The sequence below is a fragment of the Aestuariibaculum sediminum genome, from assembly GCF_014596945.1.
GTDB lineage: Bacteria > Bacteroidota > Bacteroidia > Flavobacteriales > Flavobacteriaceae > Aestuariibaculum > Aestuariibaculum sediminum.
The window spans coordinates 432,314-446,802 of sequence record NZ_JACVXB010000001.1 but is presented as its reverse complement, the minus strand read 5'-3'; the positions used below and the strand labels follow the sequence as shown (position 1 = coordinate 446,802).

Genomic DNA, 14,489 nt, shown 5'->3' with positions numbered 1-14,489 from the left:
AAAAATAGATTAAAGATATAAGTCTATTAAACCTTCAGGGGTTTCTACAATAATGGTTTTATTGTCTCTATCCACTTTTACAATAAATTCATCATTCATTGGAATTAAAACGTCTTTCCCATTACTCTCTATTTCGAAAAGGGATTGCGCTGTAGAATCGTTAATAGAAACAATTTTACCGACAGTTCCGTAATTTTTGTCTTCTATAGTAAACCCAATAACCTCATGAAAATAAAATTTATTGCCTTCTAGCTTTGGTAAAAGGTCTAAAGGTAAATACACTTCGGTTTTTATCAGTGCTTCGGCGTCGGCTTCAGTTTCAACATCTTCAAACCGAATTCTTAATAAATCCGATTTATGAAGCTGAGAAGATTCGATGAAGAACGGAATTAATGTATGGTTTATGTCTAGAAACATAGCATCTAGATCCGAATATAATTCTGGTTGGTCGGTATCTAATTTTATGAGTAATTCTCCTTTGAAACTGTATTTTTTTACAATTTTACCTAAATAAAAGCAGTCTTCTTTTTTCATGACAATTAGTTTTTGTCCTCCTGAATGTTATTCAGGATTTTAATATGGGTTCAAGTTTAATATCTGCCTAGAACACTCGGCATCTCGCAAAAAAGGTAAAGCTTTTTGCATAAAAAACTCCGATAGAAGCTATCGGAGTTTTAAAAGTATAAAAAAATAGTTTTTTATTCTTCTTCGTTTGAAGCTTCTACTTCTTCAGCAGGCGCTTCAGTTTCTTCAACTACAGGAGCTTGAGCAGCAATACGTGCTTCGTTTACAGCTTTTTCAGCTTCTAATGCTTTAGCTTTAGCTTCAGCTTCAGCTTTGGCTAATCCTTCAGTTTTAGAACCAACTTTTGCAGCTTTAGCTTCAACCCATTCTTGGAATTTTGCTTCAGCTTGCTCTTCGGTAAGAGCACCTTTTCTAACACCGCCAGCTAAATGGTTTTTTAGTAAAGCACCTTTATAAGATAAAATAGCTTTAGCAGTATCGGTTGGTTGTGCACCATTTTGTAACCAAGTTACAGCACCGTCAACATTTAACTCGATTGTTGCTGGGTTAGTGTTTGGATTGTAGATTCCTAATTTTTCTAAGTATCTACCATCTCTTTTTGCACGCGAATCAGCGGCTACGATCCAGTAAAATGGTTTTCCTTTTTTACCGTGTCTTTGTAATCTAATTTTTACAGGCATAATAATTAATTATTTGAGGTTCTCGACCTCGGTTATTAATGAGGGTGCAAAGATACTACATTTTTTTAAATTCCAATACTAAAAGGTGTTTTTTAAACTGTTGTTTTTCAGTGTGTTTTTAGAATAATAAACAAACAGGGCTCGGAGCGTTAAAGCTATTTAAAAACTTTAGCTTGCCGTTTCTTTTGTTGATTGAAAAAACACTTATGTTGTTGGTTCTTCTGTTGCCAACCAGTAAAAAGTTTCCCGTGGGGTCTATAGAGAAGTTTCTGGGCCAGTCGCCTTCAACGGATATGGTCTGAATTTTTTTAAGTCTACCATTATGGAGTTGCCTTTTAAAAACTACAATCGAATTTTCACCTCGGTTGGAGCCGTATAAATACTGTTCGTTTGGACTTAAATGAATATCCGCACAATAACTCTCGCCTTTAAATTCGTCATCAAGGGTAGATTGGTGTTCAATGAGTTTAAAGCCATCTTTGGTGTTTTTGGCAACAGTAACACTGCTGTTAAGTTCATTGATTATATAAAAGAATTTGTGGTCTTTTGTAAAGGTGAAATGACGAGGCCCTGCTCCTGTTTGCATGGAAACGATTGATTCTGTTTTTAGTTTGTAGCCATCGCTTACATCGCTTTTTTCATATTGAAATACCGAATTTCTTCCTAAGTCGGCTACAAATAAATCATTGTTAATAAAATGGGCTGAATGGGCATGAGAAGGTTCTATATCAGTACTTTGTTTGAATACTTGTAAAGCTTCGGTAAGACTTCCGTCTGAGTTTATATCAAATAAAGCCATGGTTCCACCTGTATAATTAGACACAGCAAGTTTGTTTCCTCTGTCATTAATAGCGACATGGCAAGGGCTTGCTCCATGACTATCAACAGAATTTATAAGTTCTAAACTATCGTTATCTTTTATTTTATAAGCTGAGATGATGCCGTTTGAGTCTCGGCAAGTAGCATATAAAAATTTTCTATCTGGTGAAAATGCTAAAAACGATGGGCTTTCGGCCTTAGCAATGAGTTTTAAATTACTTAAAGTCCCTTGTATGGTGTCAAATTGTAGTTTGTAAATGCCTTTGCTGTCACCATCGGTAAAAGTGCCTAAATACATATCTATATTTTGGCAGAGTGCTAAAGGCGCAAATGAGATCGCAAAAATCAGGCTAATAAAAAGTTTCATGGTTAGGGGTTTAATTCAAAAATAGGGTTTAATTTAAGTGTATTCAAATGTAAATTTATTAAATAAGTTTTAGCTGATTTTTGTTTAAAAGTCTTTATAACTTTACTTCATAGAATTTTATTTTCTGTGTATTTTTATACACTCCATTTATACGTTACATCGTATAACTAAATCAACAGATAGACAGATATTTATGTACTTAATTTTCGATACAGAAACTACAGGTTTACCTAAACGATGGGATGCTCCCATAACAGATACCGACAATTGGCCACGTTGTATACAAATTGCATGGCAGTTGCACGATGCTATGGGTAACTGTATCGATCATCAAGATTATTTGGTGCAACCCGAAGGATTTAATATTCCGTATGATGCTGAAAAAATACATGGTATTTCAACAGAACTGGCTCAGGAGCAAGGTGTACCCTTAGTTGAGGTTTTAGAAAAGTTTAACGAGGTGCTTGGTAAAACCAAATTTATAGTCGGACAAAACGTAAAGTTCGATTTGAATATTATGGGAGCCGAATTTGTTCGTGGCGAGATGGCTAATATGTTGCAAGAACTTCCGGTTTTAGACACCTGTACAGAACATACTGCCGAATTATGTAAAATTCCTGGTGGCCGTGGTGGTAAATTCAAATTACCAACATTAACCGAATTACACGAATATTTATTTAACGAACCTTTTGCCGAAGCGCATAATGCCACAGCCGATGTGGAGGCAACGACACGTTGTTTTCTGGAGTTAATTCGTTTAGAAGAATTTACCAAGGAAGCTCTCGATGTTGAAGAAGACTACTTTCAGAATTTTAAGGAAGCTAATCCTAAGGAAATTGATCTTATTGGATTAAAGCATATTAACCTTAAGCAGGAAAGTGCTAAAATTCGTGAGCGTTTAAAAAAGGCTGAAGGCACGCAGATTTCTTCGGAAGAAATAAAACAAAACATTTCCGAATTAAAGGAAGTGGAATTTGCTCATCTGCACAATCACTCGCAGTTTTCAATATTACAATCTACGATCAGTGTTTCGGCGCTGGTTTCGGCGGCAGCCAAACATAATATGCCAGCTGTGGCATTAACCGATCATGGTAATATGATGGGCGCTTTTCACTTTGTAAAAGCGGTAAGTGCACATAATAAAGCAGCTAAAGCTAAAATAGCCGAAGCTCTTGAGAATGGCGAAGACACTGAAGTAAAAGAAATAAAACCAATTATTGGTTGCGAATTTTTTGTTTGCGAAGATCATAAAGATAAAACCAGAAAGGATAACGGTTATCAAGTCGTATTGTTAGCTAAAAATAAAAATGGCTACCATAATATGGCGAAACTGTCGTCGCATGCGTTTGTCGATGGGTTTTACTATGTGCCGCGTATCGATAAAAAACTTATTGAACAGTATAAAGAAGATATTATTGTGCTTACGGGTAACCTTTACGGTGAGGTGCCGAGTAAGGTGTTAAATATAGGCGAAAATCAGGCCGAAGAGGCTTTATTGTGGTGGAAGGAACAGTTTGGCGATGATTTGTATATCGAAATTATGCGGCATAATCAGGAAGATGAAAATCGTGTGAACACGGTTTTAATTGATTTTGCAAAAAAGCATGATGTGAAGCTTATCGCTACTAATAATACGTATTATTGCGAAAAGGATGATGCCAATGCACACGACATTTTATTGTGTGTAAAGGATGGTGAAAAGCAGGCAACCCCTATTGGCCGTGGTCGTGGTTATCGTTACGGTCTGCCTAATCAAGAATATTATTTTAAGTCTTCAGAAGAGATGAAGACTTTATTTAAAGACGTGCCTGATGCTATAAGTAATATTCAAGAGGTTATTGATAAAGTGGAGCCTTTTGAATTGGCACGAGATGTTTTACTTCCGGCTTTCGGTATTCCAGACGAATTTAAACATGAAGAAGATTTAGTTGATGGCGGAAAACGCGGAGAAAACGCGTATTTACGTCATTTAACGTACGAAGGCGCTAAAAAGCGTTACGGCGAACCATTGAGTGAAGAAGTAACCGAGCGTCTAGATTTCGAATTGTCGGTTATTGAAAATACAGGGTATCCAGGATATTTCTTAATTGTAGAAGATTTTATTCGTGAGGCCCGAAATATGGATGTGTCGGTGGGGCCGGGGCGTGGATCGGCAGCAGGTTCGGTAGTGGCATATTGTTTATGGATTACCAATATAGACCCCATGAAGTACGATTTGCTTTTTGAGCGTTTTCTTAATCCAGATCGTATTAGTATGCCCGATATCGATATCGATTTTGATGATGAAGGTCGAAGCCGGGTGATGGATTATGTAATTCAAAAATATGGTGCCAATCAAGTGGCTCAGATTATTACCTACGGAACCATGGCGGCAAAGTCGTCGATTAGAGATACGGCTCGTGTTCTCGATTTACCTTTGTTTGATGCCGATCGCATTGCGAAGCTAATTCCGAATATGTCTAAGCTGAATAAAATTTTCGCTTTAGATGAAAAAGGCCTAGCCGATAAATTCCGTGCCGAAGAGCTTGAAAAAGTAAATGAGCTTTTAAATATTGCCGATGGCGAAGGTCTCGATTCCGAAACGGTTAATCTGGCGAAAGTCTTGGAAGGTTCGGTGCGTAATACGGGTATTCACGCCTGTGGGGTTATCATCACGCCCGACGATATTACCAAGTTCGTTCCAGTTTCGGTAGCCAAAGATTCCGATTTATATGTAACGCAGTTCGACAACTCGGTAGTAGAGGAAGCTGGGCTACTAAAAATGGATTTCCTGGGGTTAAAAACTTTAACCTTGATTAAAGATACGGTTAAGATTGTAAAAGCAAAGCACGGTATTCAATTAGACCCTGAGACTTTTCCGTTAGATGATGAAGAAACCTATGCATTATTCCAACGTGGAGAAACGGTAGGGGTGTTCCAATACGAATCGCCCGGTATGCAAAAACACCTTCGCGATTTAAAGCCAACGGTATTCGAAGATTTAATTGCCATGAATGCCTTGTATCGTCCGGGACCCATGGAATATATTCCGTCTTTCGTTCGCAGAAAACACGGTGACGAGGAGATTGAGTACGATTTACCTGCCATGGAAGAGTATCTTCAAGAAACCTATGGTATTACGGTATATCAAGAGCAGGTAATGTTGCTGTCGCAAAAGTTAGCAGGGTTTACTAAAGGTGAGGCCGACGTATTGCGTAAGGCGATGGGTAAAAAACAAATTGCCGTACTTGATAAAATGAAACCTAAGTTTATCGATCAGGCGAGTGCTAATGGTCACGATGCTAAGGTTCTCGAAAAAGTATGGAAAGACTGGGAAGCTTTTGCGAGTTACGCCTTCAATAAATCGCATTCCACCTGTTATGCCTGGATTGCTTACCAAACAGCGTATTTAAAAGCGCATTACCCAGCTGAATACATGGCGGCGGTACTGTCTAATAACATGAACGATATTAAGCAGGTAACCTTTTTTATGGAAGAGTGTAAGCGTATGAAGCTGGATGTGCTTGGTCCCGATGTTAACGAATCGTTTTATAAATTCTCAGTAAATAAAGACAATGCGGTGCGCTTTGGTATGGGAGCCATTAAAGGTGTTGGACATGGCGCGGTAATGACTATTGTTGAAAATCGTAAAAAAGACGGACATTATAAATCTATTTTTGATTTTGCGAAACGCATCGACTTGCGAGCTGCCAATAAAAAAGCTTTTGAAAACTTAGCCCTGGCAGGAGGTTTCGACTGTTTTGGAAATACCCATAGGGCACAATATTTTCATGATGAAGGCGATGGTATCACTTTCTTGGAAAAGGCCATTAAATACGGAAATAAACATCAGGAAAATGAAAATTCGGCTCAAGTAAGTTTGTTTGGTGAAGCGAGCGAAGTTCAAATTGAAGAGCCTCAGGTACCGCCATGTGAAGAATGGGGAACCATGGAAAAACTAGCCAAAGAACGGGAGGTCGTTGGTATTTATATATCGGGTCATCCGCTTGACGATTTCAAAATAGAACTGCGAACGTTTTGTAATGCCAATTTAAGTTTCTTTAATACGCTGGAACCTTATGTAAATCGCGAATTGGTTTTTGGTGGCGTAGTTACCGATGTGCAACACCGCGTTAGTAAACAAGGAAAAGGCTGGGCCATGTTTACCATTGAGGACTATAACGATAGTTTCGAATTCAGGATTTTTGGGGAAGAATATTTAAAATTCAGGCACTTTTTAATGCATAACAATTTTGTGTTTGTAAAAACTTTTGTTCGCGAAGGCTGGATCAATAAAGATACCGGGAAGCGAAGCGATCCACGTTTGCAGTTTAATAATTTTCAGTTGTTACACGATGTCATGGAGAGTTATGCTAAAAAACTATCCATACAATTGGCAATCGAGGATCTAAAAGAAAGTAAAATTTTAAGGCTTAAAGAGCTCATTGATATGCATCCGGGGAATCAGTCGTTAAATTTTGTTGTTTACGATAACGTCGAAAAAATAAAACTTAATATGTTAAGTCGCCGGCAAAAAATAAAAGTATGTCAGGAATTGATTAGCGAACTTGAAAGTGAGCACGTAAAATTTAAATTAAATTAAACAGGTTTTTTTACAATTCATGGTAGGAAATTTTATTTCAAGACTGTTATAATATATATCACCCTTTGGTGTTATACTTAACAAAAATGTCTATTATGAAAACAGTAAAAATTTTGTTTGCACTAGCGTGCTTAGGTGTCGTTGCCTGTAACAACGAAGATGTAACTCCAGAAGAAAACCTTTCGACTTTAGAAAGTGTTAATTCTGCAATTATTATTGAAGATGTAGAATCGGTTTTAGATGATATTACCCTGTATTCGGATGCTTCATTCGGCATTTCATTAGCGTCTAAAACAAGTGAATTTAGTAAGGAATCTCATCGTGGAGAATCTGAGTTTTTTAACGATTGTGTCGACTTTTCAATTGAAATTATCGATAATGTTGTTACAACAACCATTGTATTTAACGGTGGATGCGAAGACCATAACGGAAATATCATTTCCGGAACCATTATTAAAGTACGTTCACTCACCGATTTAGCAAAAGATAAAACCATAACATTTCAAGATTTAACTGTTAACGGTTATGTTGTTAATGGAACGCGAGCCTTTAGTTATATATCTGAAAACGATAACGGAAATCCGGAATTTAATAGTACCTCCGATATTAGTATAGTTACCGATGAAGGTACATTCACTAAAGTTGGTTCAAAAACTGTTGAAATTACCGCAGGAGGAGATACTTTTTCTTGTTTTGACGACGAAAAAACCATAACAGGTTCTTCAACTTTTACAGATGCCACAGGAGCTACATTTACAGTTGAAATTACCAAACCACTTGTTAAACTGGCCGATTGTAGATTTATAGCTTCAGGTGCTAAAACCTATACAACCTCAGAAGGTGCTGTTACCGTAGATTACGGCGATGGGACTTGTGATAATATCGCAACAAAAACTGATGCTGAAGGTGTTGTTACCGAAATAACCATTGGAAGAAAAAGACCTCATTAAGTTTCCAACATAATTATATATTAGACTAAAATCTTCGTTACCTACCAAAGCTTTTTTGTACGATTTTAATTCGTTGCTGTTTATGTGTTCTAAAAAAATCTTAAAATAAGCTTAAACAATTCAATTATAAATAAAACAAATTGTTACTTTGTAAGCTTTAGGAGTTTTTTTGACTAATTTTGTACAATTAAAAAGTATTACAATTAAAACATAAATATTATGGCATTAGAAATAACAGATGCAACGTTTGAAGAAACGGTATTAAAAAGTGATAAACCAGTTATGGTTGATTTTTGGGCTGCTTGGTGTGGACCTTGTAGAATGGTTGGACCAATCATCGAACAAATTAGTGAAGAGTACGAAGGGAAAGCGGTAGTAGGAAAAGTAGATGTTGATGCTAACCAAGAATTTGCTGCTAAATATGGGGTACGTAATATTCCAACTGTATTGGTTTTTCAAAACGGAGAAGTAGTAGGAAGACAAGTTGGTGTAGCGCCTAAAAACGCTTACACTGAAGCGATTGATTCGCTTTTATAGTCTGAAAAATATAAAGATTATTTAAAAAGGTTTGCTGTTAATGGCAAACCTTTTTTATTTTAGGTCTATCTTTTCTAAAGAAAGCATAAAAAGCATATGAATTTACAAAACGAACTTAATAAAGCAGATGGTTTTAAAAACCTGGAATTGCTGGCGAAGCAGGTTGTTGAAGGGTTTATTGCCGGAATGCATAAAAGTCCGTTTCATGGATTTTCCGCAGAGTTTGCAGAACATAAAATTTATAATCAGGGAGAAAGTACCCGACACATCGATTGGAAACTTTATGCTAAAACCGATAAATTATATACCAAACGTTACGACGACGAAACAAATTTAAGATGTCATATCATTTTGGATAATAGTAGTTCTATGCATTATCCTAACATGTCTAAATTTTCTATAAATAATTTAAATAAAATAGCATATTCGGCTTTAGCATCGGCTGCTTTAATGGAAATATTAAAAAAGCAACGCGATGCAGTAGGTTTAAGTATTTATAGTGATGCTTACGATTATTATGCGCCAGAAAAGGGCAGTGAGCGACATCACCAAATGTTATTGAACCAATTATCTGATGTAGTAATAAATAAACCGATAAAAAGAACTACCGATACTTACACCTTTTTACATCAAATAGCCGAAAAGATTCACAGACGATCCTTAATATTTCTATTTACCGATATGTTACAGGCCGCCGAGAATCCTTCAAAGTTATTTGAAGCACTTCGTCATTTAAAATATAATAAACACGAAGTAATTTTGTTTCATGTTTTCGATAAGCAAAAAGAGTTACTTTTTAATTTTGATAATAAACCAAAGCGCTTCGTAGATGTTGAAACAGGTGAGTTTATTAATCTGTACGCCGACACCATAAAAAATAATTACAACGAAGCTGTATCTTCATTTTTTAAGGAAGTTCAGTATAATTGTTTGAAATATAATATAAAATATGTTGAAGTAGATGTTAATAACGATTTCAACCAAGTGCTTTTAACGTATTTGGTGGAACGTAAAAAATTCGCTTAGCAGATTTTTTTAAAAAAAATTAAAAAATTGTTTGTGGTAAATAAAAAGGAGTGTATATTTGCAACCGCAATACAGCAACGGTCTGGTAGTTCAGTTGGTTAGAATGTCGCCCTGTCACGGCGAAGGTCGCGGGTTCGAGTCCCGTCCAGACCGCAAGATTGCAGAAGCTCTAAGAGATTAGGGCTTTTTTTGGCAATATAAAGAAGTTGTGTTGTTCCCAACATTCGTTGGGAGTAGTAGTGAAAACCAAAATTATTTGGTGTTCCAATGAAAGGCTTTCCTTTTTTCTTAACAGAAAATCGGGATGCTTTTTTGTTTTTAAAGCAAACCTTTCCAAATTTTAAATCTCTTTCTAAGCTTTTTGGGTAAACATAGGTAAATGAATATAGGCGAAGCTATTATTACAGGTTTGATTACGTTCTCAAATATTATTTTAAAAGGATTATTTGTCCATTTAGAGATTATTATTGAAAGTCCTGTTCCTATTGCGCAGAATAGGATTAGAAAGGCCATGTAGAATAATAGTATTTTAAATAATTCCGTCATTTGTAATTATTGAGAATACAATTTAAAAGCTTGGTTTCTTAACTAAAAAGAACATCCTTTTGTTTTGTGGTGTATTCCAATTATAAACGAATTAGGTTATTGTCTGTTATAAATGGGTTAAATAGTCCTCCAATGAAAGGCTTTCATCGATTATTTAATTTAATAACCTTATCAACGGCGACAACGTTTATTGTTTCTAGGTTTATCAATAATGCGTCTTTTTTTCGTATCTTCAATAACCCGTTTCTTACCTAATCCAACCTAAAAAAATTGCTAAAAAGGTTATGAGTGGTTGTTTTAAAATAAAACTTCTTATTGGTTTTCTTTTATTCCTGAATCTTATTCACGGTCAGGGAGAGGGTAATATTTGGTATTTTGGAAATCAGGCAGGTGTCGATTTTAACGATGGGAGACCTGTGGCTTTATTTGATAGTAGATTAGTAACTGGAGAGGGTTGTGCAACGATTTGTTCGCAAAATGGCGCGGTACTTTTTTATACCGATGGAAGAACGGTATGGAACAAAAATCATAAAATTATGTTGAATGGTACGGGGTTACATGGGCATGAATCCAGTGCCAATTCGGCTATTATAATTCCTAAGCCAGGGTTCCCTAACGAGTATTACATATTTACAACAGATGCTATTGAATCTGACCGATATGGACTCGAATATTCGGAAGTAGATATGACACTGGATAATGGTTTGGGAGCTGTGACTGAGAATAAAAATATTCCGTTAGCAAAAACGGCTTTTGAAGGTTTATCTGCATTGATAAATGTAAACGCGAATCAGGTTTGGGTCGTAACAAAAGCGTATAATTCAAATAAAGTACTTGCTTTTAATGTTTCTACAGATGGGGTTAATGCCTCACCAGTGGTAAGTAATTTGAGTGGTGCGAATAATTATACCGGAAGTTACTGTATCAAGTTTTCACCCAATGGAGAAAAAATGGCAATTTCGGGAGTTGCTTCGGGTACTTTTTTATGCGATTTCGATATCTACACGGGAACAGTTTCAAACACCGTAATGTTGGATTTGGAATCGTATGGTGTCGAGTTTTCGCCTGATAGCAATCTGTTATATGTGACCTACAAGAATTTTTTATGGTTTGGAGATATTTACCAATATGATATTACAGAACAGAATATAACGGCAATTAATGAAAGCAAAACTCTGGTTTTTGATAATTCCTTGAATCAATATGAAACGCAACTTACAGCATTACAGTTGGCTCCAGATCGTAAAATTTATGCGGCAAATGTAGATACAGAATATTTGTCGGTTATTCATAATCCTAATGTTAAAGGCATAGGTTGTAATTTTGAAAGAGTAGGTTTTTCATTAGAAGGAAAACGAAGTGAAGCTGGTTTACCGCAATATATACATGCTATTGATAATACCATTTTTATAAGTTACTCTGGAGGTTGTTTTGGCACGGATACAAATTTTTATTTAAAAGGAAGTGTGGATGCGATAACTTGGGATTTTGGAGATGCAAATTCGGGAGATGAAAATACGTCGGCAGAGTTAAATCCTACACATGTATTTTCTGGCTCAGGTATCTATGAAGTTAAAGCTTTGGCAACTATAGATTCAAAACAGGTAGAATTGATACTTTCTGTTGAGATTTATCAACCTCCGAATGTGACTTCTAATGTCGAATTGGTGCAATGCGATAAGGATTTAGATGGCATTAGTTTCTTTAATTTGAATCAAGTCATAGATAAGATTTTACCAAATCAAACAGATGAAATAATTTCTTTTTATGAAACTCAGGATGAAGCAGTCTTAGGTATAAACTCCATAATATCTGCCACGGCATATTTGAATCAGGTTGTTGGAGCTGATGTGGTGTGGGCTAGGGTCGAAAATCAATATCAATGTTACGGTCTTACACAAGTTAATTTAATTGTTACAACCTCTCAAATTCCGGATACGTTTTTGAAGGAATTACGCGTTTGTGATGATGTTTTGGATGGAACAGGGTACGATGGAATTGCAACTTTTAATTTAAGTCCGGTTTTGGATGAAATAAGAATGCTTCTGCCCCAAGGAAACGACGTAGATATAAGTTTTTATAGAAGTGAGCTTGACGCGCTATCTGAAGTGAATCCGATTACAGATTTTATCAATTATCAAAATGAAGCGCATCCTTACAGAGAGGAAATTTATGTTAGAGTAGAGAATAAAATAAACAATAATTGTATAGGGCTTGGTAAATATTTGGTGTTAGAAGTAGAGTCTCCTCCAGAGTATATTTTGGAATCTCCCCAAATAGTTTGCTCATCTAGTTCTACGTTTGCTTTGCTTTTAGATCCTGAAGAGCTTAATGCGAATGAAGGATATGATTACCAATGGACTCATGAAGACGGTTCTTTAATCTCAAGTGAACCAACAATAACGGTAACAGAGCCAGGGACTTATTTTTTAACAATATCAAATACAAGTGGTTTACAGTGTTCAAGAACCAGCGAAATAATTGTGAAAAAATCGCAGCAGGCCATAATTGATATAAATGATGTCTCGGTAATAGATGTTTCCAATAATAATTCTATAACCATTAACACGAGTAAACTGGGGCTTGGAGTTTATGAATTTGCTCTAAATGATGCTGAAACATATCAAGATTATCCGGTTTTTGAAAATGTTAAACCCGGAATTCATACGGTTTATATCAGAGACAAAATAGGGTGCGGAATAAGTATAGTAAAAGTTTCGGTTATTGGTTTTCCAAAGTATTTTACTCCAAATGGCGATGGGTTGCATGATACTTGGAAAATAGAAGGTGCAAATGGTCAATTTCAAGCCAAAAGTGATGTTATGATTTACGACAGGTACGGTCGGGTTTTAAAACAATTACGACCGGAATCAGTAGGATGGGATGGAACTTTTAATGGGATGTTACTTCCTGCAGACGATTATTGGTTTAGTGTAGTTTTAGAAGATGGAAGAATTTTTAAAGGGCACTTTACGCTTAAACATTAGAAAAACGAGTGGCAATAATCAACAAAAGGGATTTGTGCGAAACCGCTAAATTTATCACCTTTAAAATCTGTTCCCGAGATTTCTATACAAGTTTGGTCGCTTTCGTCAAAAATACTTTTTATACGTTGGTATTCCTCTTCTTTAAGTGTAAAAATCGTAGTAGAGCAATTGGTTTCAAGATTAGCTAAACAATCACAATTATCGGCTATCTCAATATATGAATAAAAGCCGCATCCATCCAGATTTAAATCAAGCCAGTCGTCGCCGGTACAGTTAACTAAAACAAATCCTAACATGGTTATCACCAAATTTTTTATTCGGAAAAAATTTATAGTTTTCATTTCATAACGTTTTAATATAAGATGGTTAAATTTAAATCATTATTTGAAGTTTATAGTCCAATAATATCTTTTTAAGATTTTTTTGGATACCTTTTAATTCTTTATGAATGTGGTGGTTAGGGTGTAGTGGTTATATTTTAAATGAATAAAGTAACTGTAATTATGTGTTACGATATAAAAGCATCTTTAGAATCTCAGTTAAAACGAGCAAAACGCAAGGGGGATTTGCAAGCGGTCGAAGAAATTATTGAAAAGTTAGTACCACTAACAGATTTGCCAATCTATCATGCTTCAGGGTTTAGTCACCCCGAAATGTTTATTTATACTAGTGAAAATCCAGACTTTCCTTTGGTTGCTACATGGGGTTTGATTCCAGATTGGGTGCGTGATGAAGAAGATGTAAAGCAAATTTGGAATAAAACCTTAAATGCAAGAGGAGAAACAATTTTTGAAAAACCAGCGTTTAAAAATTCGGCCGAACATCACAGGTGTCTCATTTATGTTGATGGTTTTTATGAGCATCATCATTTAGGTAATAAAACTTATCCATATTTCATTTATCGAAAAGATATGAAACCATTGGCTCTTGCAGGGTTGTATACGATTATGCAAAATAAAATGGGTGGACAATGGCATAGTTTTACCATAGTCACGACTCAGGCTAACAGGCTATTGGAAAAAATTCATAATAACCCGAAATTAAAGGGGCCTCGAATGCCTGTAATTTTAGAAGAAGAAAAAGAAGACCTTTGGATTGATATAAACCTAGATAAGGAAAAGATTGAACAACTCGTTCAGCCTTTTCCAGAAGATAAACTAACTTCACATACAGTGGCTAAATTACGAGGTAAAGCGTATGTTGGCAACACAAAAGATGTTTCTAAATTGGTATATTACCCTGAGTTAGATACCTTGTTTTAAACCACTTTTAAAGCATAAAAAATGAGAGAATAGTTAGAGAAAATTTGGACCATAAAAAGTCTTTTATAAAAATTAAAAAAAATTATAATTATTTAAAAAGTATTGTATATTTGCACCCGCAATAAGCAACGGTCTGGTAGTTCAGTTGGTTAGAATGTCGCCCTGTCACGGCGAAGGTCGCGGGTTCGAGTCCCGTCCAGACCGCAAG

11 protein-coding genes and 2 tRNA genes are annotated in these 14,489 nt (G+C 35.8%); 9 read left to right on the top strand and 4 right to left on the bottom strand.

Annotated elements, in window-relative coordinates; translation table 11 throughout:
• Positions 1–9: 9 nt before the first annotated feature.
• The 3 genes from rimM to ICJ83_RS02075 all read right to left on the bottom strand — a co-directional run bounded on the left by rimM (position 10) and on the right by ICJ83_RS02075 (position 2,391).
• Positions 10–534, bottom strand: a complete 525-nt coding sequence (gene rimM, locus ICJ83_RS02085) for a ribosome maturation factor RimM (protein WP_188228693.1) — start codon at positions 532–534, stop codon at positions 10–12.
• A 164-nt stretch (positions 535–698) separates the two neighbouring features.
• The gene (locus tag ICJ83_RS02080) at positions 699–1,205 is read right to left on the bottom strand and encodes a 30S ribosomal protein S16 (protein WP_188228692.1); all 507 of its coding nucleotides are present in this window, start codon (positions 1,203–1,205) and stop codon (positions 699–701) included.
• A gap of 118 nt (positions 1,206–1,323) precedes the next feature.
• Positions 1,324–2,391, bottom strand: coding sequence for a lactonase family protein (locus ICJ83_RS02075; RefSeq protein ID WP_188228691.1), 1,068 nt, complete (start codon positions 2,389–2,391; stop codon positions 1,324–1,326).
• A gap of 193 nt (positions 2,392–2,584) precedes the next feature.
• Here ICJ83_RS02075 and dnaE point away from each other — a divergent pair, with 193 nt between their 5' ends.
• From dnaE to ICJ83_RS02040, 7 genes are all read left to right on the top strand, one after another.
• On the top strand, positions 2,585–6,973 hold the full coding sequence (gene dnaE / locus ICJ83_RS02070) for a DNA polymerase III subunit alpha (RefSeq protein ID WP_188228690.1): 4,389 nt from the start codon (positions 2,585–2,587) through the stop codon (positions 6,971–6,973).
• A gap of 95 nt (positions 6,974–7,068) precedes the next feature.
• The gene (locus tag ICJ83_RS02065) at positions 7,069–7,923 is read left to right on the top strand and encodes a hypothetical protein (protein ID WP_188228689.1); all 855 of its coding nucleotides are present in this window, start codon (positions 7,069–7,071) and stop codon (positions 7,921–7,923) included.
• A 219-nt stretch (positions 7,924–8,142) separates the two neighbouring features.
• Positions 8,143–8,460 (top strand): thioredoxin, encoded by a 318-nt coding sequence (gene trxA / locus ICJ83_RS02060; protein ID WP_188228688.1) that lies wholly within the window; start codon positions 8,143–8,145, stop codon positions 8,458–8,460.
• 96 nt (positions 8,461–8,556) lie between these two features.
• Entirely contained in the window at positions 8,557–9,486 is a 930-nt protein-coding gene (locus tag ICJ83_RS02055) for a DUF58 domain-containing protein (RefSeq protein WP_188228687.1), read from the top strand.
• A 79-nt stretch (positions 9,487–9,565) separates the two neighbouring features.
• Positions 9,566–9,639: transfer RNA gene (locus ICJ83_RS02050), tRNA-Asp, on the top strand.
• Between the two features lie 226 nt (positions 9,640–9,865).
• Positions 9,866–10,003 carry a hypothetical protein gene (locus ICJ83_RS02045; RefSeq protein ID WP_188228686.1) on the top strand — a complete coding sequence of 46 codons (138 nt, stop codon included), beginning with the start codon at positions 9,866–9,868 and terminating at the stop codon, positions 10,001–10,003.
• Between the two features lie 313 nt (positions 10,004–10,316).
• On the top strand, positions 10,317–13,019 hold the full coding sequence (locus ICJ83_RS02040) for a T9SS type B sorting domain-containing protein (RefSeq protein WP_188228685.1): 2,703 nt from the start codon (positions 10,317–10,319) through the stop codon (positions 13,017–13,019).
• Here ICJ83_RS02040 and ICJ83_RS02035 read toward each other — a convergent pair.
• The gene (locus ICJ83_RS02035) at positions 13,016–13,360 is read right to left on the bottom strand and encodes a hypothetical protein (RefSeq protein ID WP_188228684.1); all 345 of its coding nucleotides are present in this window, start codon (positions 13,358–13,360) and stop codon (positions 13,016–13,018) included. The genes ICJ83_RS02040 and ICJ83_RS02035 overlap by 4 nt on opposite strands.
• Positions 13,361–13,501: 141 nt before the next feature.
• On the opposite strand from ICJ83_RS02035, the gene ICJ83_RS02030 reads away from it, so the two are divergent.
• Together ICJ83_RS02030 and ICJ83_RS02025 are read left to right on the top strand one after the other, a co-directional pair.
• Positions 13,502–14,281, top strand: a complete 780-nt coding sequence (locus ICJ83_RS02030; protein ID WP_223154567.1) for an SOS response-associated peptidase — start codon at positions 13,502–13,504, stop codon at positions 14,279–14,281.
• A gap of 130 nt (positions 14,282–14,411) precedes the next feature.
• Positions 14,412–14,485, top strand: a tRNA-Asp gene (locus tag ICJ83_RS02025).
• Positions 14,486–14,489 lie beyond the last annotated feature (4 nt).